The sequence below is a fragment of the Neptuniibacter halophilus genome, from assembly GCF_030295765.1.
Lineage (GTDB): Bacteria > Pseudomonadota > Gammaproteobacteria > Pseudomonadales > Balneatricaceae > Neptuniibacter > Neptuniibacter halophilus.
The window spans coordinates 575,492-599,545 of sequence record NZ_AP027292.1 but is presented as its reverse complement, the minus strand read 5'-3'; the positions used below and the strand labels follow the sequence as shown (position 1 = coordinate 599,545).

The following is a 24,054-nucleotide window of genomic DNA, read 5'->3' as shown; positions in this document are numbered from 1 at the left end:
ATGAAAACCCATCAGGAACGAATGGCAAAAAAGAAAGCGGTGATCGATGAGCGAATCGCCAAAGCCACCGAAGAGCGTGGGGTACTGATCCTGCTGAAAGGTAACGGCAAGGGTAAAAGCAGCTCCGCGTTTGGCACCATGGCGCGCTGTGTGGGTCATGGCAAACGGGCGGCGGTTATTCAGTTTGTTAAAGGTCGTACTGAAACCGGTGAATACAAGTTGTTCCGCAATCATGAGCTGATCGACTGGCACGTGATGGGACACGGTTTCACCTGGGAAACACAGGATAAAACGCAGGATATCGCTGCGGCTGAAAAAGCCTGGGCCGTGGCGGAGCAACTGCTGGCGGATGAGCGCTACGAGATGCTGGTGTTCGATGAGCTGAGTTACATGTTCAAGTATAAATACCTGCCGCTGGAGCCGGTGATTGAGGCGTTGAAAAATCGGCCGGAAAACCAGCATGTGATGATTACCGGCCGGGTAATGCCGGAAGGGCTGGAAGAGATTGCCGATACCATCAGCAGTATCCGCGATGAGCGGCATGCGTTCCGCCTCGGGGTTAAGGCGCAGGCGGGGATCGAATTCTGATGACGGCTGTACACTGTCCGGCGTTGTTTCTCACAGCGCCGAGCTCCGGCGAAGGCAAAACCACCATTACCGCGGCACTGGCGCGGTATTTCCGTGATCAGGGCAAAGTGGTACGGGTTTTCAAAACAGGACCGGATTACCTCGACCCGCAGATTCTGGCTCAGGCCAGCGGGCAGGATGTGGAGCAACTCGACCTGTGGATGGCGGGTGAGAACTACTGCCGGCAGAAACTTTACGAAGCGGCCCGCAGCGCGGATCTGATTCTGGTCGAGGGCGCCATGGGGATGTTTGACGGTGAGCCCTCCAGTGCCGATCTCGCGGCACGGTTCAATATCCCGATGGCGATTGTGATGAACGTTAAAGGGATGGCCCAGACTGCCGCTGCACTGGCGATGGGGCTGGCGGGTTATCGCAGTGATATCCGGATTGCCGGTCTGATCGCCAATAACTGCGGCACCGAGCGCCATGCGCAACTGATCCGTGATGCACTGCCGGATTCCCTGCCCCTGCTGGCCACCCTCGCCCGTGACCCGGAGATCGCACTGCCGGAACGTCATCTGGGGCTGGTGCAGGCGGCGGAGGTGACCGACGAGCTGGAGCACTGTTTCAAGCTGGGTGCCGAGTGGATCAAAGGCCCGTTAGCAGAGCCGAACGCGCTCACCGAACTGCCCGCCGCTGTTGAATTTACCCCGGCGGAACTGCCGGAGGTGGCACCACGGCTGAGCGGCAAGCGGATAGCGATCGCCCGGGATCAGGCTTTCAGTTTTATTTACGATGCTAATGTGCGCCTGCTGCGGGAGATGGGCGCGGAGCTGAGTTTCTTCTCGCCACTGGCAGATACACAACTGCCGGAGGCCGATGCGCTCTGGTTGCCGGGCGGGTATCCGGAACTGCATGCCCGGGCGCTGTCTGAGAACAGCGCAATGCGGCAACAACTGCAGGCGTTTCACGCTGAAGGTAAGCCGATTCTGGCGGAGTGCGGCGGTTTTCTTTACTGCCTGGAGCAACTCACCGATCTGGAGGGGAACACCTACCCGATGACGGCTTTGCTGCAGGGGCAGGGGGCGATGCGCGGCAAGCGTGGATGTCAGGGAATGCAGACGGCGATGTTGCCGGAGGGCGAGGTTCAGGCGCACGCCCATCACCGCTCACGCAGTGCAGGCACCGCCGATCCGATTGCTCATGGTCGCCGTCAGCGGCATCCGGCACCGGGCGAGGCGATCTACCGTGATCGCGGTCTGACCGCCAGCTACCTGCATCTGTTTTTTGCCTCCAACCCGGAAGCGATCGCGGCGTTGTTTGGCGCAGAGAGCGCAGTTTTCCAATCGGCGGCGAGCTGAGGTTTTCTTATGTGGCCTGAATCCAGCGAACAGCAACAGGAACTGCGCAGCGGGCTGACGACCGGCTGCTGTGCGACCGCCTGTTGTGTCGCCGCGGCACAGGCTTTGCTGGCGGGTAAGCAGCCAGACCGGGTCGAAGTGCTGCTGCCGCGCGGGCAACGGGTTGAACTGGAGATTACCGGGTACAAAGCGTTGAATGAGGCTGTTGAGGGGATACGCACGGCGACGATTAAAGATGCCGGAGATGACCCGGACGTGACCCACGGCGCAACGGTGTTTGTTGAGCTGAGACTGATGCCGGAACCGGGGGTGGTGTTTAAGCCTGCTGCCGGTGTCGGCACCGTCACCCGTGAGGGGCTGGTGCTGGCCGTGGGTGAGCCGGCGATCAATCCGGTACCACGGCAGATGATGATGCAGCATCTGGAAAATGCGGCGCAGGTATACGCCTATGAAGGTGGCTTTGAGGTTTCTGTCGGGGTGGAGCAGGGGGAAACCATTGCCCTGAAAACCATGAATCCCCGGCTGGGGATCATTGGCGGTCTGTCGATTCTGGGCACCACCGGCATTGTCCGGCCGTACTCCTGTGCCGCTTATATCGCTTCGATCCGGCAGGGTGTTGATGTCGCCCGGGCTAACGGCATCGAGCATATTGCTGCTACTACCGGCAGTACCAGCGAGCAGGCGATTCGCCAGCATTACGGGCTGGATGAGATGGCACTGATTGAGATGGGGGATTTTGTCGGCGCGTTGCTCAAGCACCTGCGTCAGGCACCGGTGACCCGGCTGACGATCTGTGCAGGGTTTGGCAAGTTGACCAAACTGGCCAACGGGCATATGGATCTGAACAGCCGCAGCTCCAGTATCGACTTTAAACAGATTGCCGGGCTTGCTGCCAGCGCCGGTGCAGATCAGGCATTACAGCGTCGTATCCTGCAGGCCAATACCAGTATGGAGGTGTTGCGCTGGTGTCAGGATGCGGCTGTGGATCTGGCGGGCGAAGTGTGTAAACAGGCGCTGCAAGCAGCGGAGAAGGTTGTGCATAAGACTCAGCCGCAGTTGCAGATCGAGGTCTGGGCCACTGATCGTAAGGGTGAGTTTGTCGGGCATGCCGGAGTCAGGGAATGAATATTTTGCTGCTGGGTGGCACCTCCGATGCACGTAAACTGGTACAGGCACTGGATCAGTCCGGGCTGCTGGCCAGCCACCGGCTGATCTACAGTGTGGCGGGTCTGGTCAGGATTCCCGAACTGCCCTGTGAGGTGATCAGTGGCGGGTTCTCAAAGCGGGGGGGGCTCACGGCTTATCTGGATGCCGGGCAGATCGACCTGCTGCTGGATGTGACCCATCCCTTTGCCTGTCAGATGAGTACAACGGCGCTGACCAGTGCCAGAGCACGGGGGATTCCCTGCTGGCGCTTTCACCGGGAACCCTGGCAGGCCGGTGAGGGCGATCGCTGGCGTTTGTTCAGCGACTGGCAGGCACTGCTGCGGGCAACCCGGGACTACCGTTCTATTCTGCTGACTGCCGGGCAACTGACGCAGGCCGATATCGACTGGCTCGCAGCGCAGGCTCAGAGTAACGCTCAGCAACAGGTGTTGCGTACCGCGGCACCACCGCAGGCGGAGCTTCATTCAGCCATGCAGTGGCTGAAAGCGATCGGCCCGTTCCGGCTGGAACAGGAGCGGGCGTTGCTGCAGCAATATAAGACTGATCTGCTGATCAGTAAAAACAGCGGAGGTGCGGCTACGCAGGCGAAGCTGAGTGCCGCCCGTGAGCTGGGTATTGAGGTATTTATGCTGGAGCGGCCTGAGCTGCCGCCGGCAGATCGGCTGTTCCATACGATTGAGCGTTGTGCCGCCGCCGTAGCGGCCTATTGTCATAACACAGATTAAGAGAGCATTGTGAGCTTCGATTACGAAATGAATCCACAGGCGATTGAGCAGGAAAGTTTCCGCCAGATCCGCCAACTGACCGACCTGAGTGCGTTCAGCCGTGAACAGCAGCAGGTCGTGATGCGCATTGTGCACAGTCTGGGCATGCCGGAGCTCGCGGATCAGGTGCGTTTCAGCGAATCGGCCTGCGACACCGGGATGGCCGCGCTGGCGGCCGGGTGTCCGATTCTCTGTGATGTGGAGATGGTTAAGCAGGGGATTACCAAACGGATGATCTCCCGGCCGCCGCACTGCTATCTGAACGATCCGCAAGCCGCTGAGATAGCCCGTAGCCGTGGCGAAACCCGTTCTATGGCGGCACTGGAACTGTGGCGTGACAGGCTGGCGGGCAGCGTGGTGGTGATTGGTAATGCGCCGACTGCGCTGTTTCGTCTGCTGGAGATGATCCGGCAGGGGGCAGATAAGCCGGCACTGATTATAGGTATGCCGGTCGGCTTTGTCGGTGCGGCGGAATCGAAGCAGGCTTTGTGGGAGCTGCACCGGCAGCTCGGACTGGAGTGTATCACTCTGCTCGGCCGGCAGGGCGGCAGTGCGGTGTCTGCCGCCAGTTGTAATGCCTTGCTGCGATGTAATCGTGGGGAGTATTACTGATGAGCGAGTTACAGATCGATGTGATCGGTTTGGGCGTCAGCGCCGAGGCGGAGCTGAATATATCGGCCCGTAATACCTTACGGCAGGCGGAAGTCGTGATCGGCTCTGTCAGGCAACTGGAGGTCGTTGCGGGTCTGATTTCTGCCCAGACCGAATGCTGGCTGCTGCCAAAACTGAGTGAGCTGAAAGCAGAGCTGCAGCAGACATCAGGCCGGGTTGTGGTGCTCGCTTCAGGTGATCCGCTGTTTTACGGGATCGGCCGCTGGTTCAGCCGCGAGTTTACGGAGGCGTCGCTGACGTTTCACCCGGCGGTGTCCAGTTTGCAGGCGGCCTGTCATCGGTTGGGGCTGGCGCTTCAGGATATGGAGGTGCTCAGCCTGCACGGCCGACCGCTGGAAAAGCTGAAAACCCGGCTCCGCCAGCAGCAGAACCTGCTGATTCTTACCGATAAAAACAGCCAGCCGGCGCATCTGGCACAGCTCTGCAGCGAAACGGGTTTTCCACAGGCACAACTCACCGTGCTGGAAAATCTGGGCTATCCCCAGGAGCAGATCCGGCGTTTTACGGTGTCTGAGTTGCAAAACAGCCCGCCTGAATTTGACCCGCTACATCTGACCCTGCTCGAACCCGGAGAGAACCGCGGCTATCTGCCGGGCTTTCCCGGCATCCCGGATCAGCACTTTATTACCGACAATGAACAACCGGGCAAGGGGATGATCAGCAAACGCGAAGTGCGTCTGGCGATCCTCTCCCTGTTGCAGCTGAACCCCGGAGAGCGGGTCCGGGATATCGGTGCCGGTTGCGGTGGTGTGGCGGTCGAACTGGCTTACTGGCAACCGCAGGCACAGGTGGATGCGATTGAGCACCATCCCCAGCGGCTGGCCTGTCTCGAAGCCAACCGCAAACGCTTTGGTGTGGTGAGCAATCTGAATATTGTCGCTGGCCGTGCCCCCGAGGCGATGCAGGGGCTGGCACCGGCGGATAAAGTCTTTATCGGCGGCAGTGATGGTGAACTTGCGCAACTGCTGCAACAGGTCTGGGCTCAGTTGCCTGAACGTGGTGTGCTGGTGGCCAGTGCGGTGACCGAGCACAGTAAACAGCAATTGCTGGAGTTCAGTCAGTTGCGCAGAAATATGGCCGACGCCGAGCAGGAGACCCTGCAACTGGCGGTGAGCCGGGGCGAGACACTGGCAGGTCAGCTGCTGTATCGGCCGAATCTGCCGGTGAGCCTGTTTCGCTGGATGAAAACCGGCAGCGAGGTCGCGCCATGAATCTGGTGAAAGGCCGTTTTATCGGCGTTGGCGTCGGCCCCGGTGATCCGGAACTACTGACGGTGAAAGCCTGGCGGCTGATTCAGAGTGCCGATGTGATCAGTTATCTGGTGAATGACCGGGGCGACTCTCAGGCCAGAGATATCGCCTCACTGGCGCTGGAATCGGCAACGGCGGCACAGATTGAGATTCCGGTACCTATGCCGATGCTGACTGAGCGCAGTGCGGCTAATCAGGCTTACGATCAGGCGGCACTGGAGATCAGTGCCCGGCTGGAGCAGGGGCTGGATGTGGTTTTCCTCTGTGAGGGCGATCCGCTGTTTTTCGGCTCGTTCAGCTACCTGCTGGAGCGGTTGCAGGATCGGTTTGGCTGCGAAGTGGTGCCGGGCATCACCTCGGTGAACGCGGCGGCTGCCACGCTGGTTCAGCCCCTGACGATGCTCAAAGAGTCCTTTGCGGTGCTCAGCGGTCGGCATACGGATGCACAGATTCTGCATGCGCTGCAACAGCATGACTCACTGGTGATTATGAAAGCAGGACAGGCCCGGCCGAGAATTCTGGCGCTGTTGCAGCAAAGTGGTCGTAGCGGCGATGCCTGTTATCTGGAATATATCGGTCGGGAGAATCAGCGTGTTGTGACCGATATCAGCGAACTGGAAGCAAAGCGCGGGCCTTACTTCTCGCTGTTTGTAATCAATCGTCGAGAGAGGCAGAGCCGATGATCCGGGTTATCGCCCTGACCGAGCCGGGCCGGCAGTTGGCTGAGCGGCTGACCGGTTTGCTGCCAGCGGCGCAACTCTGTTATAAACCGCAGCCTTTTACCGGGCAGGTACAGGCTTTTTTTCAGGCCGGTGACCGGCTGATCTTTATCTGTGCCACGGGGATTGTGATGCGTACTCTGGCACCGGTTCTTGAGGATAAATACCGTGATCCGGCGGTGCTGGTGCTGGATGAGCAGGGACGTTATGTGATCCCGCTGCTCTCCGGGCATGAGGGCGGAGCCAATCACTGGGCGCTGGAAGTGGCGCAACTGACAGGCGGCGAGCCGGTCATCACCAGCGCCTGCAATTATCTGCACCCGCGGTATACGGTGGGGATGGGCTGTGAGCGCGGTTGTCCGCTGGCGCATCTGGAAGCGCTGTACCGTGACTGTCTGCAGCAGGCAGGGCTCCAGCCTGAACAGGTCGAGGCGCTCAGCAGTATTGATATTAAAGCGGATGAAGTGGGCCTGATCGCGCTGGCTGAGAAACTGGGATTGCCCTTTAAAACCTGGAATGCAGCGCAACTGAATGAGGAAGATGCGCGTCTTAGCACCCGCTCCGAATATGTGTTCAGAACGGTAGGGGTGCATGGTGTGGCAGAATCCGCTGCGCTTTTCACGGCCCGGCAGCTAGGTGGCAACCCTGCCGAGCTGTTACTGAACAAACAGAAAACCGCCAGGGCAACCTGCGCGATTGCACGGTTTTATCCCGGAGATGACGGCGCAAACGGCGCTGATCCTGCCCGGAAACAGAATTAAGAAGAGAGATTGATGACTCAGTTATTTGTAGTGGGCACCGGCCCGGGTGATGCTCAACTGGTGGCACCGAAAGCGCTGCAGGCGATTGCGGCCAGCTCCGATCTGGTAGCTTATGGCCTCTACCTCGATCTGCTTGGCGAGGTTTGCGACGGTAAACAGCACCATGATCTGCCATTGGGTGAAGAGATAGGCCGTGCCCGTCTGGCACTGGATCTGGCTGCCGGAGGCAAAACCACCGCGCTGATATCCAGTGGGGATATCGGTATCTATGCCATGGCGACGCTGGTGTTTGAACTGCTCGATCAGCAACTGCAGGGGCGTGAAAATAACCCTCAGTGGCTGGATGTTGAGATTGAGGTGATTCCCGGTATCTCTGCAATGCAGGCGGGTTCGAGTCGGGTTGGCGCGATGCTGGGCCATGATTTCTGCACCATCTCCCTGTCGGACTTGCTGACCCCCTGGAAGACCATCGAAAAACGGATTCACAGTGCCGGTGCCGGTGACTTTGTGGTGTCCTTTTACAATCCAGTCTCAAAAAAGCGCGACTGGCAGCTAAACCGGGCGCGGGATATTTTGCTGCAGTATCGTCCGGCGGAAACCCCGGTACTGCTGGGCCGGCAGTTGACCCGTGACGACGAGTCGGTACGGATTATCACGCTGGCAGAGCTGGACGCGAAGGATGTGGATATGTTCACGCTGGTCAGCGTCGGCAACAGTGAGTCACGGCATATTATCAACGGCAGTAAAGAGTGGGTTTATACTCCGCGGGGTTACAGTAAAAAGCTATGACGGTTTATTTTATCGGCGCAGGCCCGGGTGACCCGGAGCTGATGACTCTGAAAGGGCAGCGCATCCTGCAGCAGTGCCCGGTGGTTCTGTACGCGGGTTCGCTGATTCCACGAGAGGTGCTGGAATCGGTCGAGACGACGGCAGAAAAGATCATCGATACCTCGTGCATCGATCTGGAACAGATTACCGCGCATATGCTGCAAGCCCATGCAAAGGGGCAGGATGTCGCCCGGCTGCAGTGCGGTGATCCGGCGCTGTATGGCGCGATTGGCGAGCAGATGCGCCGTCTCGATGCCGAAGGCGTTGACTATGAGGTGATTCCCGGTGTCTCTGCGGTGGCCGCGTCGGCAGCTTACCTGAAGAAAGAGCTGACCCTCTCCGGTGTCTCGCAGACCATCATCATGACCCGCTACGAGGGAAAAACCCCGTTTCCGGAGCGGGAGCGGTTACCCCAGTTAGCGCAGAGTGGTGCAACACTGGCGATCCATCTCGGCGTGACCCGCATTCACAAAATTGTTGAAGAGCTGATACCGCACTATGGCGAAGATTGCCCGGTGGCGGTCTGCTATCGCAGCTCCTGGCCGGATCAGGACAAGGTTACCGGTACCCTGAAAGATATCGTCGCCAAAGTGCGTGAGAAGGGCTTTACCCGTACGGCGCTGATTCTGGTCGGGCATGTACTGGACAGCGATGATTTTGCCGATTCTTATCTGTACGACAAGGATCAGGCCCACGTCTACCGGCGTAAACAACACAAACCCCAATCGATTGAGAACTGAGTAACGATCATGCAACTGAATAAGATCCCTACGACCGTAGTCACCGGTTTTCTTGGCAGCGGTAAAACCACGCTGCTGTCTAATGTACTCAAGCAGGCGGCGGGTAAGCGTATCGCTGTGATCGTGAATGAGTTCGGCGAGCTGGATATTGATGCCGACCTGCTGCGCAGTTGCCCGCTGGATTGTGAGGATGAGAGTGCGGCGCAGGCTGAAGGCGAAAACGGTATCTATGAACTGGCCAATGGCTGTATCTGCTGCACCGTAGAGGAGGAGTTCCTGCCGGTGATGCAGCAACTGGTGGAGCGGCGGGATGATATCGATCATATCCTGATCGAAACCAGTGGTCTGGCGCTGCCGAAACCGCTGGTACAGGCGTTTAACTGGCCGGGTATTAAAGAACATTGCACCGTTGATGCGGTGATCACCGTGATCGATGGCCCTGCCGTCGCGGCGGGCCGCTTTGCCCATGATGAGGCACAGGTACAGGCCCAGCGTCTGGCGGATGAGAGTCTGGATCACGATCCGAGTCTGAAAGAACTGCTCGAAGACCAGCTCAGCTCTGCCGATCTGGTGGTGGTCAGCAAGAATGACCTGCTCAGTGAAACTGAGCGTGAACAGGTGCAGGGCGTTGTATCCGGCCGGGTTCCGGCGGCGGTTAAAACCACCTATATCAGCAACGGTGAAGCAGATCTGGACGTGCTGTTGGGGCTGGACAGTGCCTCTGAAGAGCGCATCGACGGGGTACATAACCATCACGATCACCACCATGCTCACGGCCATGATCACGACCATGCCCATGATCACTTCGATTCTTTTGTTATCACGTTGGGTGAGGTGGATGCGGACAAACTGCAGGGCATCCTCAAAGGCCTGCTGAGTGATTACAACATCTTCCGCGCTAAAGGCTTTGCAGCACTGCCGGGTAAACCGATGCGTCAGGTACTGCAGGCGGTGGGTAAACGCCTCGACGTGTATTTTGACCGCCCCTGGGGCAACGATCAGCCGAAAACCCAGTTGGTGTTTATCGGTAAAGGGATCGAAGAAGCAGTGATTCACACTGCGCTGGCTGAGGCACAGATCTGAGCCATGCACCTGCTTGCAGCCCAGCCCGGTGGTTTTGTCGATGATGAAGGCATTATCGACCTGAACCAGACCCCGGCCGATATGATCATCCTCTGTGCAGCCGACAGCAGTCTGGCTGCGCTGGCGGATGCGGCAGGTCTGTATACCGGGCAGGGGGAGGGTCTGCCGACCCTGCGGCTGGCCAACTGGATGCAGCTTCTGAAACCGGCCGCCTATGACCTGTATGAGCATAAAGTGCTGGAACAGGCAAAAGTGGTGGTGCTCTCTCTGCTGGGCGGTGCCAGCTACTGGGGCTATGGCTTTGAGCGCCTGCAGCAGTGGGCTCAGGCCGGCTCCGGACGAACGCTGATAGTGGTTCCCGGTGATGACAGCCCGGACCCGGAGTTGTTCGGTGCTTCGTCAGTGAGTGAAGCCGAGGCGCTGCGTATCTGGCGATACCTGCGCGAGGGCGGTATCGATAACAGCCTGCAGTTGCTGAACTGTCTCAGCAGTGAGTACCTGCAGCAATCCCTGCGCTGGCAGGAGCCAAGGGCACTGCCCAGATGCATGATCTACCTGCCGCAGCAAAACCGGCAGGGCGTGCAGGTGGCCTCTTACAGCGAATGGCAGCAGCGTTATCCACAGCAGAAAGCGGGCTGCGTCGCGTTGTTGCTGTTTTACCGCAGCCATCTGCAAAGCGGTAACACCCGGATGTTCGATCAACTGATCGATGAATTGTACAGCGCCGGGGTCACGCCATTGCCGGTGGCGCTGGCCTCGCTTAAAGACGCAGAATCTCTGGCTCTGGTAAATGCCCTGCTGGAGCAGAGTCAGGCCGGGTTGATCATCAACACCACCGGTTTTGCTTCGAATACGGTGGCGAGTCCGGACCTTTGCTCCCAGCCGAGTGAGTTTTACTCGCCGTTTGTACGGCCGGTTCCGGTATTGCAACTGGTGCTGTCCAGCAGTACCGAGCAGGACTGGCAGGATCACAGTCAGGGCCTGCGCAGCCGTGATATTGCCATGCAGGTGGTACTGCCGGAGATGGACGGGCGTATTCATACCCGGGCACTGAGCTTTAAAGCGGAGGATCGCTACGACCCACTGAGTCAGGTGTCGGTGGTGCGCTATCAGCTACATCGGGAGCGGGCCGGGTTTGTCGCCCGGCTGGCGCGGGGCTTCTTAAATCTTGCTGCGAAACCGAACGCCGAAAAGCGGATCGCCATGATTATGGCGAACTACCCGACCAAAGATGGCCGGATCGGCAATGGCGTCGGGCTGGATACCCCGGCTTCGGCGCTGAACATCCTCCGTGCACTGCAGGAGGCAGGTTATCCGCTGACTGAGCTGCCGGCGGATGGTGATGCCCTGATCCGGGAACTGCTCGGTGCGGTAACCAATAACCCGAACACCCTGCATCAGTTACCCTGCTGGCAGAGTATGGCGCTGGAGGATTATCAGCGCTGTTTTGCCGCCTTGCCTGAGGTCTGTCAGCAGGCGGTTATACAACGCTGGGGTTTGCCGCAACAGGATCTTAAGTACCGTGATGGCCGGCTGATGCTTTCCGGTATCCGGTTGGGGGAAACGTTTGTCGGGATCCAGCCGGCACGGGGCTTCAACATCGATCTGCAGGCCAACTACCACGATCCCGATCTGATACCGCCGCACAGCTATCTGGCGTTCTATTTCTGGCTGCGTGAATGCTACCGGGTGGATGCGGTGATCCATGTCGGCAAGCATGGCAATCTGGAGTGGTTGCCGGGCAAGGGCAGTGCTCTTTCAGCCGAGTGCTGGCCGGATATTGCACTGGGGCCTTTGCCGCATTTCTATCCCTTTATCGTGAACGACCCGGGTGAAGGTGCGCAGGCGAAACGGCGTACTCAGGCGGTGATTATCGATCATCTGATGCCGCCCATGACCCGGGCGGAGACCTACGGCGAACTGGCCGGGCTGGAAACGCTGGTGGATGAATACTACCAGGCGATGGGGATGGACGATAAACGCCAGCAGTGGCTGCGCGATGAGATTTTAAAGCAGGTGGCTGAGACCCATCTGCTGGAAGAGCTGGGCCTGAGTTGTCAGAGCGATGCTGATCCGGGCGATCCGGATACGGTGCTGAACCAGCTCGATGCCTACCTCTGTGATATTAAAGAAGCGCAGATCCGTCATGGCCTGCATATTCTCGGCGAACTGCCGCAGACCGGGAAACTGGCCGATACACTGGTGGCGCTGTTGCGTCTGCCCCGGGGTGAGACGGCAGAGAGTCAGGGCATTCTGCACAATCTGGTCGCCGATCTGCAGTTGCAGCACAGCGGTGAGTGGTTTAACCCGCTGGAGGCGAGCAGCCGTGACTGGAACGGAGCGCGTCCGCAACGTCTGCAGCAACAGTCTGAGGCACTCTGGCGCAGCGAGGCCGATTGCCGGGAGCGTCTGGAACTGCTGGCCCAACAGTTAGTGATCGATTACGTACTGCAGGAAGGTGAGTTGTCTGAACTGGCTGACCTGCCATCCACCGCGAGACAGCTCACTTATGCCAGAGCGACGATTCAACGGGCGCTCGAGCAGAGCGTTGAGCTGGAGATCCGCTCTCTGCTGGAGGGGCTGGCGGGACAGTTTGTGGCACCGGGGCCGAGTGGCGCACCGACCCGTGGCCGGCTGGATACCCTGCCCACCGGGCGCAATTTCTATTCGGTGGATAACCGTTCGATTCCCTCTCCTGCGGCCTGGGCGATCGGCCAGCGCTCAGCAGATGTACTGATTGCGCGGCATCTGCAGGAGCACGGTGATTACCCGCGCACTCTGGGCCTGTCGGTCTGGGGTACCGCTACGATGCGTACCGGCGGTGATGATATTGCTCAGGCGTTTGTACTGATGGGAGTCCGGCCGATCTGGGCACCGGGTTCCAACCGGGTGGTGGATTTTGAGATCCTCAGCAGCCAGTTACTGGGCCGGCCACGGGTCGATGTGACCCTGCGTGTCTCCGGTTTCTTCCGCGATGCTTTTCCTAATGTGATGAAGCTCTATGATGCGGCGGTGCAGGCGATCGCTGCGCTGGAAGAGCCGGGAGATGGCAATACCATCGCCCGCAATATTGAGGCGCGTCAGGCTGCGTTGCAGGCACAGGGGATGAGCGCAGAACAGGCCCGGCTGGAAGCGGGGTACCGGGTCTTCGGCAGTAAGCCGGGAGCCTATGGGGCCGGCTTGCAGGGGCTGATCGATGAGCGTTGCTGGGAGCAGAAAAGTGATCTGGCCGAGGCTTACCTGAACTGGGGCGGCTACGCCTATGGTAATCAGCAAGGTGATGGTATTGCTGCGCCGCAGGCGTTTCAGCATCAGCTTTCGCAACTGGAGGCCGTGCTTCAGAATCAGGACAACCGCGAGCATGATCTGCTCGACTCGGATGATTACTACCAGTTTCAGGGTGGCATGAGTAACGCAGTGGAAGTTTACCGGGGTGAAGCGCCGCAGGTGTATCACGCTGATCACTCTAATCCGCAGAAGCCGAAAATCCGCACCCTGAAAGAGGAACTGAACCGGGTGATCCGCTCCCGGTTGCTGAATCCGAAATGGATCAGCGGTATGCAGGCGCACGGCTACAAGGGTGCCTTTGAGATGAGCGCCAGCGTTGATTACCTGTTTGCCTACGATGCTACCACCAACCTGATTGCGGATTACCAGTATGCGCAGGTCACTGAGACTCTGCTGTTTGAGCCGCAAAACCGGGAATTTCTGCAGCAGCACAATCCTCATGCGCTGGAGGAGATGGCGGAACGGCTGCTGGAAGCGACCCAGCGCGGTCTCTGGCAGGAACCGGGTGAGTATCCCGAACGTTTGCAGGAGCTGTTGCTGGAGCTGGATGAACAGCAAGAGCTGAGCCACTGAACAACCTATTGAGTAACTGACTGGAATGATTTTAAGAAACGCTGGATTCAGCTTTGTCGGAGCGGCTCACTGATGCCGTTCAGAAACCCCCGCACCCTGATGGTTCAGGGCACAACATCGGATGCAGGTAAGAGTATTCTGGTAACCGCATTGTGCCGGATTCTGGCCCGGCACGGCTTCGGGGTCGCACCTTTTAAACCCCAGAATATGGCACTGAACAGCGCGGTGACTGCTGAGGGCGGAGAGATCGGCCGGGCGCAGGCGGTTCAGGCTGAGGCCTGCTTTCTGCCGCCATCAGTCGAGATGAATCCGGTATTGCTTAAACCCAACAGTGATATCGGTGCACAGGTGATCGTTAATGGCCGCGCCATCGGTAATATGAAAGCCACCGAGTATCACGCCTTTAAACCCGGCCTTTTGCAGGAGGTGGTGGCGAGTCACAGCCGGTTGCAGGCGAAATACCAGACGGTCATTGTCGAAGGGGCGGGGAGCCCGGCGGAGATCAATCTGCGCGAACACGATATCGCCAATATGGGGTTTGCCGAAGCGGTTGATTGCCCGGTGATTATCGTCGCGGATATTGATCGCGGCGGCGTTTTTGCGCACCTGCTGGGAACTTACGAGTTGTTGTCTGCCAGCGAAAAGGCCCGGGTTAAGGGGTTTGTGATCAACCGCTTCCGTGGTGATGTCAGCCTGTTAGAGCCCGGTCTTGAGTGGCTGGAACAGCGCACCGGTGTGCCGGTGCTGGCGGTGATTCCCTATCTGACGAATCTGCATATCGAAGCGGAAGATGCGGTCAATCAGCAGCAGAAGCGGGATCAGGGCCAACCCTTGAAAGTGGTGGTGCCACTTTATCCACGGGCCAGTAATCATACCGACTTTGATGTGTTGCGCATGCATCCGCAGGTGGATTGCGAGTTTATCCGTGATCCGCAGCAGTTCAGCGGTGCCGATCTGATTGTACTGCCGGGCAGTAAGAACGTGCAGGGTGATCTGCAGTGGCTGAAAGAGCAGGGCTGGGAGGCGATTATTCAGCGCCATCTGCGCTTTGCTGGCCGGCTGATCGGCATCTGTGGTGGTTACCAGATGCTGGGTGAGTGGATTCACGATCCGCAGCAGATCGAGTCTGCTGCCGGTTCCGGCGCAGGGCTGGGGATACTGCCGATGGAAACGACGCTGACCGGGAATAAAACGCTGCGTAACGTCAGCGGTCAGCTCTGGGGTACGCAGGTGCTGGTGAGCGGTTATGAGATTCATGCCGGTGTCAGTCAGGGGCCGGCACTTGAGCAGCCGCTGTTTGAGCTGGAGCTCAATGGCGAGCGCTATTTTGATGGGGTGCGCGATCCGGGTGGTCAGGTACTGGGCAGCTATCTGCATGGGTTGTTCGACCAGCCGGAGCTGTTGCAGGAGCTGCTTAACTGGGCCGGGCTGGAACAGCAGCAGGGGTTTGATTACCCGGCGTTTCGCGAAGCACAGATCAACCGTCTGGCAGATGCAGTAGAAGCGGTTCTCCCGGTTGATGCATTGTGTCGGCTGCTGACGGTGGAGAGCCCGGCATGAGTCTGGCACTGAGCCTGATTCTGGCCCTGCTGCTGGATTATCTGCTGGCAGAGCCGAAGCGATTTCATCCGCTGGTGGGTTTCGGGAATCTGGCGAACCGTCTGGAACGGCAATTTAATCGGGGGGCTGAGCAGCGTCGCGGAGGTGTTCTGGCCTGGTGTCTGGCGGTGCTGCCACTGACCCTGCTGGCTGGATTGTTGTCCTGCTGGCTCTCGGATACCCCCGTGTTACAGGCAGTTATTGGTGGTGTTGTGCTGTATCTGGCCATTGGCTGGCAGAGTCTGCTGAGCCATGCACTGGCGATTGCTGAACCCCTGCAGCAAGGGGATCTGAAAGCGGCCAGAGCTGCCGTCGGGATGATCGTCAGCCGCGATACCTCGGCACTGGACGAGGAGGCCGTTGCCTCTGCTGCTACTGAGTCGGTGCTGGAGAACGGTGCCGATGCAATCTTTGCGGCGATCTTCTGGTTCTGTCTGCTGGGTATTCCCGGGGTGGTGCTCTATCGTCTGAGTAATACACTGGATGCTATGTGGGGTTATAAGAATGAGCGTTTTCTCCGGTTTGGCTGGTGTGCCGCGCGGCTGGACGATCTGCTCAACTATCTGCCTGCACGGCTGACCGCCCTGAGTTATGCCCTGATGGGGCAGACCCGGATTGCACTGAGTAGCTGGCGGCAGCAGGCGGCTGACTGGAAAAGCCCGAATGCCGGGCCGGTGATGGCGGCCGGTGCCGGCGCGGTGAACGTTTCACTGGGCGGGGCTGCGGTTTACCACGGTGAGTTACAGCAGCGCCCGCCTCTGGGGCCGGAATCCGGAGAGCGGCCTTCCGCTCTCAGCATTCGCAACGCCTGTGGGTTAGTGAACCGGGTGCTGATTTTCTGGTGTGTGACGCTCTATCTGGTGCTGGCCCTGAATGCGGCTTTAAACGGAGCGCCGCTATGAGCTGGCTTATTCATGGGGGGGATCTGTTCAGTGCCAGCGAGCGTTATGGGATCGACCCGGCGCAGTGGCTGGATCTCTCAACCGGGATTAACCCCCGGGCCTATCCGCTGCCAGCGCTGCCGGAAGAGGCATATCAGAGGCTGCCCTATCAGTCCGCTCAGTTCCGGGAAGCGGTAAAAGGTTATTACGGAGTGTCGGGTGTTGCCTGCAGCGGTACTCAGCAGGTGATTGAACGGCTGCCCGATCTGCTGCCATGCCTGCCGGTGTTGTTGCCTGCCTGTGGCTATCAGGAACACCGGGCCAGTTGGCAGCAGGCGGGCGCTGAGATAGCTATGTATCCGGCAGATGATCCACAGGCTGCGGCAGAGTTCATTGAGCAGTGGTTGAGTGAGGGGAAAGCGTTTCATCTGCTGCTGATCAACCCGAACAACCCCAGTGGTCTATGCTTTGAACCTGAGCAGATCTGTCGCTGGGCAGAGCGTCTGCCGGAGCCGGGGGTGTTGATCTGCGATGAAGCATTTATCGATCTCTGGCCAGCACGCAGCCTGCTGGCGCAACCGCAGCGTTTTCAGGATCTGGGCAACCTGCTGGTTTTACGTTCGTTTGGTAAATTTTTTGGTCTGGCCGGTATTCGTCTGGGCTTTGCTTTCGGTTCCGGGAAGCTCTGTTCGGCTCTGGCGGAAACCATCGGTCCCTGGGCGGTCAATGGCCCGGCGCAGGCGGTTGCCTGTGCTGCGTTGAGTGATCACCGCTGGCAGCAGCAGGCCCGACAGCAGATCGAGCAGAACTCAGCCCTGACTGCTGAACTGTTCGCACCGCTGATGCGTAAACTGAATGCGCAACCGTTGCAGCAGGAAGGGTTATTTCTCAGTTGGCGGCTGCCATCTGAGCAGGCTGAAGCCGTGTATCTGTTTTTTGCCCGACGCGGCATTTTACTGCGGCTGGTTTCGGCTGCGGAGCAGGGTGATAAGAACAGTCAGTTTTCGCTGCTGCGTAGCGGGCTGGTTGAGCAGAATCATAGTCCGGCGCTGGAACAGCTGCGCCGGGTTATAAGTGAGTACATTTTTACAGTGGATTGATCTGTCACAGGAGTGACGTTGATCATCTGTAATCGGTAAAATTGTTGTTATCTTAAGTTTATTTGTTGGAGAAAGCCCGGTGCCTAAAAAGGGTATTATGGTATGTGGTCACGGCAGCCGTGACAAAGATGCAGAACGTGAATTTGGCCGTGTTGCAGAGGGGCTTAAAAAGCGTTTCCCTGAAATGCCGGTTGAGTATGGATTTCTGGAATTTTCGGCACCGAATATTCATATGGGACTTAACTCTCTGCTGCAGCAGGGCGTTGAGGAGATCTACGCGGTTCCGGGTATGTTGTTTGCCGCGACCCACGCGAAGAACGATATTCCCTCTGTACTGACAACCTTTGCTGAGGATAAGCCCGGTGTTGAGATGCATTATGGTCAGGAGCTGGGTCTGCACCCGGCGATGATCGAAGCGTTTCAGGCCCGGATCTATGAATCCCTGGGGCTGGACCCGGAGAATCCGCCGGAAAGCCTCTATGATACGATGCTGGTCGTGGTTGGCCGGGGTACTTCCGATACTGAAGCAAATGCGGAAGCGGCTAAACTGACCCGGATTGTAAATGAAAACATGGGCTTTGGCTGGGCGGATATTGTTTATTCCGGCGTTACCTATCCATCCGTGGGTGTAGGGCTTGAGCGCCTGATGAAGCTGGGCTTTAAAAAGATTGTTGTGGCGCCTTACTTCCTTTTTACCGGTCGTCTGATCAAGCGAATTTACGGTTATGTGGATAAAGTGGCGGCAGAAAACCCAGAGTTTGAATTTATCAAAACGCCTTATCTTAATGACCATGACAAGGTGATTGATGCTTTTGAAATCCGGGTGCGGGAGATTCTGGATGGTGAGCCGGTCGGCGATGAGACCCTGATGGAGTCGTTCCAGCGACGTCTGGCGGCGGGTGAGGTGGATGTGCACCATCACCATGCGGAGTACAACCCTGACACTGAACACAGCCATGATCACAGTCATGACCATGATCATTCACATGGCCACTCTCATAGCCATTCCCACGGTGTGTATAAACACATCGGCCATCCACTGGGCCCGCGAACCATGATTGGTGAGGGTATCTGCTGCTGCTTTATGAGTCAGTTCCCGCAGGAGATTCTGGACGAAGAGCAGGAAAAAGCAGCCCGCTGTAAACCTGAGGATGCGCTGGCGCATCGCTAATCTGACAAACGCTGCCTGAGCCTCCGGCAGCGTTTTTTTTCTGCTGACGTTCAGTTACAGGCTATCTGTACAACTGCTCTGCCGGATAGTGGAGCTCCAGTTGCAGGCGTTCACTTTTCTTCAGGCTTTTGACCACCAGACCATATGAGCGGTCGATCAGCCTTTCTATCTCTTTCTCTGGCATGCTGTCCACAAGCACCACACTGTTCCAGTGCCGTTTCGACATATGATAGGCGGGCAGCACTTCGGCAAAGATATCCCGCAGCATGATCGCTTCATCCGGATCACATTTCAGATTAAGAAAAGCGCAGCCTGCGTAAGCCGGGCCCAGTTCACTGCCTTTTGCGTTGCAGCGGGAGAGCAGGGCAAACATTTTTCCGCGTACTTTAAAGACCTGAACCTCTGGCCCAAACGGGTGATCCAGCGTGGCTTGCGGACGTGAAAGGCAGTACTCAGAGGCGGCAGAAAAATCCATTCTCAATCTCCGGTGGAGGTCACCCTGCCAGCGTATCCGGGAATGAATCCGTTGTCACCCTGCGACCGTTTGGCCGGGTACTTTAAAAAAATTCATTTTGCAGGTGCGAAATGGAATTGTATAAATATTGTGCAGGTGCGTAATCAGATGCGTAATTAAAAGGAGTTTTCTTATGATCGATGTCGATGTAGTTAAGGGCGTAGATGAAGGTTACGCCAGACAGGTGCAGGGACATTTCAGTAATGAGCAGGAGTGCTTCGTGCTGGGCTTTATCAGCCGCGACAACGATGAGCCGACACTAGCGGTTCCGGTGCGGAAAAATAATATTGGGGTCAGTTTCAGCCAGTCTCTGGCTGAATTTTTCTATGAATTTGCTGAAAAGCACTTTGAGTGTGAACAGGGTGACGAAGTGCTGCTGTTCTCGGCGAAAGTGAATTGTTCCGATCTGGATGAGACGGCGCTGCTGAGTGGTTTTAACCAGCGGGCTAAGGAGTCGATCAGTGCCGGTGAAGGGATCATTCTGAAGCGGCGTATCGCCGTAGGGGCTGATTCCGCTGAACTGGCCGAGCGGGTACGCAGTGATATCTACAGCCAGCACCGTCTGCTGAAATCCAGAGACTGATCATTCATCTGGCTAAATGCCGGCGCTTGCTGCACACTCGGATCTACAGAGGATTTAGTGTGCAGGGAGAGCCGGATGCGACCGCTCGATATCTGCCTCGGGCTGGTTCGATACACTGGTTAACCCTTCGAATTCAATCATTGAGTCCTATTGAGTTTTGACATTCCAATCAGGCATTGCTCAGGCCACGGCGCGTCTGCGCCTTAGCGTAACTTTTAACTTCTATGAGTAAGCCGAACGCAAGCGCTGGATTGATGTACTGCCTTTCGACTTCGAAATGAACACGGTGACGGAAAAAGCAGCCATCAACGTATAATCTTCATACCCGAGGGTCTGTATAAAGCACTTTGGGAGTAGATGGTGTTTGAGCGGTATCATCTACTCAACGCAACTGAGTTTCAGATCAAAAATACATGTTCGTCAATCAAGACGGATTGCCCCACGCTCTATAGATGAAGGTGATGAACGACAAGCTCAAAGAGATCAGAGGTAATCCGCGTGTCAGCCTCCACCGACTGCGTCATATGCTTACGACCCGTAAACTATAGAATTTAGAGGGTATAACAGCGGGGAGGTTATCGTTGAACAACTTCTGGGTCACTCGTCGATAACCACAACCGAAAAGTACCTGCACCTTAACGACAAGCGTCTAAGCTCGGTTATGGGTACCCACGAAGCCGTTATAGAAGCAATCGTGAGTGTCGCCCGATGGGAACCCAAAAGGTCTTTTCTAAGGCCAGATAATTTGTCATGGCACACGAAGCACTAGGCAATTAATCTGAGAAGCAACAAACTCTGGCGCTTGGCATCTAGGAATACACTGTTATACCGGTACCTACCAATGAATCACCCTTACAGACTGTGAAATTCTGTAATTATTACGGCCAAGCTTTGACCTGATTGTCTCTGCCTGCCAGTAAGGTGTGCGGCTTTTGATTGATGAGTTGGTTAATACTAAGGGCGATTCTGTCGCATTGAGTACGAAAAGAAGTTCGTAAGCAGTGGACATCATCAGTTTGCAAGTTTCTCTTTAGCGTGTATCGTCCGAGCGTACCCAAGTATGATCGTGATAGTTCACGATTAAGAGCTTGATTTGTACGTACAATTCTCGCTTTTTATGAGCGTCTCAGAACGGCAATTAGCCATGAGGCTTCAATAAATATGTTATAGTTCTATGAAATGTGTAACCTCCAATTTCTAAATTATAAATAGATTAATTATTTAAAATGATATACAGACAGGATCTTACAGTTCTCCGTGCAATAGCGGTTATGGGAGTAGTTTTTTTTCACGCTGGTTTTGACTGGGCTGAAGGAGGTTATGCTGGTGTAGATATTTTTTTTGTTTTAAGTGGTTTTTTAATAACAAATTCGATATTGCAAGGTGTAAATAAAGGTCAATTTTCACTTTTTGATTTTTACACCCGTAGGTTCTTCAGGATTATACCTGCAACTATTGCTGTTATTGCTATAACCTTTATCTTTGCGAACTACATTCTTTTTCCTGAAGAGATGAAAGATCTAGCTGAAAGTGCTTTAGCGTTCTTTCAGCTTAAAAGTAATTTCTGGGCGGCAAACTCAATTGGCTACTTCGATATTGGTGTAGAGTATAAGCCATTTGTTCATTTTTGGAGTCTATCAGTAGAGTTGCAGTTCTATCTTGTATTTCCGCTTCTTATTATTTTTGTGTTGAGGAAAGGGGGCGATGCAATATCATTATTGATTTTTGTTTTAATTTTCCTTTTGTCACTAACTTATGCCTCCATATCTGTATATGTTGATCAAAATGAAAGTTACTTTTCCACTGTAATGCGGGCTTGGCAATTCTGCCTGGGTATTATGGTGTCGATTTATTTAAATAAGACGTCCTGGAATCGTCATATATCAAGTAAAGTTATTTTAATAGCGTCATATGTTTTAATTGTTATCAGTTTCTATTTTTTTGATTCAGAATCGAGATTTCCAGGATTAAACGCGCTACTGCCCTGTATTGCTACTGCGCTTATAATCATATTGGGAGGTAGCGAAAAGAAAAAAGAGAATGTAATTATAAATTCTCTTGTTTATGTTGGGAGAACGTCCTTTAGTATCTATTTGGTACATCAACCAATTTTTTCTATCTATAGAACCATATTGTCGAGAGATTTTAACTTAATTGAACAAATTTTAGCTGTGGTTATCTCTTTAATTGCGGGGTTTTTCCTATTTCATTTGGTCGAAGAACGTTTCAAATATAGAGGCTCACTTGGTCATAAAGTCGTTCGTTCAACGCTAGTAATATCTCTAAATGTTTTTTTGTGTGCGTGGGCCTTTAATTTTTATCATAAGCCGTCTGAAGATTACATATATTCAGATCAAGTGGCTGAGTTCTTATCATTTCGTTACGATAACAACCCCAGAGTAGCTGAGTGCCGGGTTTCAAATAGAGTAATTAATCCGGAAGATGCGTGCGTATATGGAGGCGCTGACCTCAATAAAGTAGCTATTTGGGGAGACAGTCATGTAGATCAATTAGTTTTTCCTCTATCTAAAGATTTGGAAAAGCGTGGGTACTCATTAGTGGAGTTTTCGATAGCTGGATGCCCTCCTATTACCGACATTAAATCCCCTTCTGGTGTTAGGAGATGTTCTGAGAATTCAAAAGCAATACTTGCACACCTTATTTCAAATAAAGAAATAAATTACGTAATACTTCACGCTTACTGGACTGGCTACTTTGATAAAAATCTCATATTCAATACATCTGAAAGTAAATCTATCGACGAGTCGTTTCGTTTTGTAATCAGTTCACTGCTCCAAGCTGGAAAGAAAGTTTACGTTATTGATCCTGTTCCTAATATGAATGTAAATCCACCACTGTATATGGCTAGGCATGCGCGCTTTCGAGACACCATTGATATCGCCTATCCATCTCTTACGGTTGATGAATTTAGGAATCAGTCTTTAAAGGCTATGAAGTTTCTAGAATCGTCCTCTTTTGGGCTACCAGTTGATCGAATCGATATAGCTCAAATGTTATTCAATTCCGCAGATGAGGCTTATCTATCAGGCAAAGACGGTATTATTTTTTATAGAGATGATAATCACCTGTCAGTAAGCGGTGCGTCATATATTTCAGACTTGCTAACCACAAGAATACTTGGTGCTCAATCGCCTATTTCAACAGTATTAAGCGAAGAATCTGTGTCTAATTGACCGTTGTGTGTCAGTAACCGAAGCGACTGGTTTAATGTTCTATAACGCAGGTCAGCGCTGCTGAGCAGCCTAAGATCCATGATTCTGTCTGATCTAGGCTGTCAATTGTTACAAGCCAATTAGGTGCTAAACCGCTGTGGAATTCTGAGAGAGCTCTACCTTAGAGCCGAATATGGCATGAAGATTGAGAGCAAAAAACTCTAACCTTGATCAAAGGCTGAATCGTCTGCTGAAATCCAGAGACTGATCATTCATCTGGCTAAATGCCGGCGCTTGCTGCACACTCGGATCTACAGAGGATTTAGTGTGCAGGGAGAGCCGGATGCGACCGCTCGATATCTGCCTCGGGCTGGTGATTATTCTGGTCTGGGGATTTAATTTTGTCGTCATTGCCTGGGGGCTGGAGGAGCTGCCACCGCTGTTTATGGGGGGGCTTCGGTTTCTTGCGGTGGCGTTGGTTGGCTCTTTGCTGGTACGCCGGCCGGACACGCCCTGGAAGTGGATGCTGCTGTATGGCCTGAGTCTCGGTTTTGGCCAGTTTGCACTGCTGTTTTCGGCGATGGCGGTGGGTATGTCTGCCGGGCTGGCCTCACTGGTGCTGCAATCTCAGGCCCTGTTTACGCTGCTGTTTGCCCGCTGGATTCTCCACGAAGCGATGCACCTGCATCAGTTTCTGGCACTGCTGGTTGCCGGTGCCGGGCTCTCTCTGGTGGGGTTAAGTCAGGAGGGGGCGAGTATGACGGCGCTCGGTTTTGGTCTGACACTGGCTGCGGCATCGAGTTGGGCGCTGGGTAATATTGTGAATCGTCAGATCGCGCAAAAGGGTTACAAAGGGGGGCTGAGTCTGGTGGTCTGGTCCGCCTGGATTCCGCCTTTGCCTTTCTTTCTCTGTTCCTATCTGTTCGAAGCGGACTTTTCTCTGCAGCTGGTACTGGATATGTCGGCTCTGAGCTGGTTTGCGGTGATCTATCTGGCGCTGATCGCTACGGTTTTAGGTTATGGCCTGTGGGGCAGGTTACTGAGTCGTTATCCTGCGGCGCAGGTCTCTCCGCTGACGCTGGGTGTGCCTGTGGTGGGGCTGAGTTGTGCTGCTCTGTTACTGGGGGAGGAGCTGCAGCCCCTGCAGTGGGGAGGTATTGTACTGGTTCTGCTGGGGCTCGGGCTGAATACCTGGGGTGCGCCTCTGTTAAGTCGCTGGCGCACGGCAGCCTGATTTCAGGCTGTCCGGTCGCCCTCAGG

At 55.4% G+C, this 24,054-nt stretch carries 20 protein-coding genes; 19 read left to right on the top strand and 1 reads right to left on the bottom strand.

All coding sequences use genetic code 11. The features are described from left to right. From cobO to QUD59_RS02655, 16 genes are all read left to right on the top strand, one after another. On the top strand, nt 1-588 hold the full coding sequence (cobO, locus tag QUD59_RS02730; protein ID WP_286239426.1) for a cob(I)yrinic acid a,c-diamide adenosyltransferase: 588 nt from the start codon (nt 1-3) through the stop codon (nt 586-588). Then, complete coding sequence (locus QUD59_RS02725) at nt 588-1,928, top strand: cobyrinic acid a,c-diamide synthase CobB (protein WP_286239424.1); 1,341 nt, start codon at nt 588-590, stop codon at nt 1,926-1,928. Before cobO ends, QUD59_RS02725 begins: the two co-directional genes overlap by 1 nt. Before the next feature lie 9 nt (nt 1,929-1,937). Next, a complete protein-coding gene (locus QUD59_RS02720; RefSeq protein ID WP_286239423.1) occupies nt 1,938-3,053 on the top strand; it encodes a cobalt-precorrin-5B (C(1))-methyltransferase in 1,116 nt (371 codons plus the stop codon). Beyond that, entirely contained in the window at nt 3,050-3,820 is a 771-nt protein-coding gene (locus QUD59_RS02715; RefSeq protein WP_286239421.1) for a precorrin-6A/cobalt-precorrin-6A reductase, read from the top strand. The genes QUD59_RS02720 and QUD59_RS02715 overlap by 4 nt, the downstream gene beginning before the upstream one ends. Nucleotides 3,821-3,829: 9 nt before the next feature. Continuing rightward, complete coding sequence (locus QUD59_RS02710; RefSeq protein ID WP_286239420.1) at nt 3,830-4,471, top strand: precorrin-8X methylmutase; 642 nt, start codon at nt 3,830-3,832, stop codon at nt 4,469-4,471. Beyond that, nucleotides 4,471-5,742 (top strand): precorrin-6y C5,15-methyltransferase (decarboxylating) subunit CbiE, encoded by a 1,272-nt coding sequence (gene cbiE, locus QUD59_RS02705; RefSeq protein WP_286239419.1) that lies wholly within the window; start codon nt 4,471-4,473, stop codon nt 5,740-5,742. Before QUD59_RS02710 ends, cbiE begins: the two co-directional genes overlap by 1 nt. Continuing rightward, on the top strand, nt 5,739-6,464 hold the full coding sequence (cobI, locus tag QUD59_RS02700) for a precorrin-2 C(20)-methyltransferase (protein ID WP_286239418.1): 726 nt from the start codon (nt 5,739-5,741) through the stop codon (nt 6,462-6,464). The genes cbiE and cobI overlap by 4 nt, the downstream gene beginning before the upstream one ends. Further along, entirely contained in the window at nt 6,461-7,261 is an 801-nt protein-coding gene (locus QUD59_RS02695) for a cobalt-precorrin 5A hydrolase (RefSeq protein ID WP_286239417.1), read from the top strand. Before cobI ends, QUD59_RS02695 begins: the two co-directional genes overlap by 4 nt. A gap of 12 nt (nt 7,262-7,273) precedes the next feature. Continuing rightward, on the top strand, nt 7,274-8,050 hold the full coding sequence (cobJ, locus tag QUD59_RS02690; protein ID WP_286239416.1) for a precorrin-3B C(17)-methyltransferase: 777 nt from the start codon (nt 7,274-7,276) through the stop codon (nt 8,048-8,050). Then, nucleotides 8,047-8,829 carry a precorrin-4 C(11)-methyltransferase gene (cobM, locus tag QUD59_RS02685; RefSeq protein ID WP_286239415.1) on the top strand — a complete coding sequence of 261 codons (783 nt, stop codon included), beginning with the start codon at nt 8,047-8,049 and terminating at the stop codon, nt 8,827-8,829. Before cobJ ends, cobM begins: the two co-directional genes overlap by 4 nt. Before the next feature lie 9 nt (nt 8,830-8,838). Further along, a complete protein-coding gene (gene cobW / locus QUD59_RS02680; protein ID WP_286239414.1) occupies nt 8,839-9,912 on the top strand; it encodes a cobalamin biosynthesis protein CobW in 1,074 nt (357 codons plus the stop codon). A gap of 3 nt (nt 9,913-9,915) precedes the next feature. Then, the gene (gene cobN / locus QUD59_RS02675) at nt 9,916-13,773 is read left to right on the top strand and encodes a cobaltochelatase subunit CobN (protein WP_286239413.1); all 3,858 of its coding nucleotides are present in this window, start codon (nt 9,916-9,918) and stop codon (nt 13,771-13,773) included. A gap of 72 nt (nt 13,774-13,845) precedes the next feature. Further along, entirely contained in the window at nt 13,846-15,333 is a 1,488-nt protein-coding gene (locus QUD59_RS02670) for a cobyric acid synthase (protein WP_286239412.1), read from the top strand. After that, nucleotides 15,330-16,274, top strand: coding sequence for an adenosylcobinamide-phosphate synthase CbiB (gene cbiB, locus QUD59_RS02665; RefSeq protein ID WP_286239411.1), 945 nt, complete (start codon nt 15,330-15,332; stop codon nt 16,272-16,274). Before QUD59_RS02670 ends, cbiB begins: the two co-directional genes overlap by 4 nt. Then, nucleotides 16,271-17,353: an aminotransferase class I/II-fold pyridoxal phosphate-dependent enzyme gene (locus QUD59_RS02660; RefSeq protein ID WP_286239410.1), complete on the top strand. Its 1,083-nt coding sequence runs from the start codon at nt 16,271-16,273 to the stop codon at nt 17,351-17,353. Before cbiB ends, QUD59_RS02660 begins: the two co-directional genes overlap by 4 nt. Before the next feature lie 97 nt (nt 17,354-17,450). Then, nucleotides 17,451-18,524, top strand: coding sequence for a sirohydrochlorin chelatase (locus QUD59_RS02655; RefSeq protein ID WP_286240982.1), 1,074 nt, complete (start codon nt 17,451-17,453; stop codon nt 18,522-18,524). Between the two features lie 61 nt (nt 18,525-18,585). Here QUD59_RS02655 and QUD59_RS02650 read toward each other — a convergent pair whose 3' ends face one another. After that, complete coding sequence (locus QUD59_RS02650) at nt 18,586-18,999, bottom strand: MmcQ/YjbR family DNA-binding protein (protein ID WP_286239407.1); 414 nt, start codon at nt 18,997-18,999, stop codon at nt 18,586-18,588. 172 nt (nt 19,000-19,171) lie between these two features. Here QUD59_RS02650 and QUD59_RS02645 point away from each other — a divergent pair, with 172 nt between their 5' ends. From QUD59_RS02645 to QUD59_RS02635, 3 genes are all read left to right on the top strand, one after another. Further along, nucleotides 19,172-19,621 (top strand): hypothetical protein, encoded by a 450-nt coding sequence (locus QUD59_RS02645; protein ID WP_286239405.1) that lies wholly within the window; start codon nt 19,172-19,174, stop codon nt 19,619-19,621. 1,271 nt (nt 19,622-20,892) lie between these two features. Next, nucleotides 20,893-22,815 carry an acyltransferase family protein gene (locus QUD59_RS02640; protein ID WP_286239404.1) on the top strand — a complete coding sequence of 641 codons (1,923 nt, stop codon included), beginning with the start codon at nt 20,893-20,895 and terminating at the stop codon, nt 22,813-22,815. A gap of 322 nt (nt 22,816-23,137) precedes the next feature. Beyond that, nucleotides 23,138-24,028: an EamA family transporter gene (locus tag QUD59_RS02635; protein WP_286239403.1), complete on the top strand. Its 891-nt coding sequence runs from the start codon at nt 23,138-23,140 to the stop codon at nt 24,026-24,028. Nucleotides 24,029-24,054: the final 26 nt, after the last annotated feature.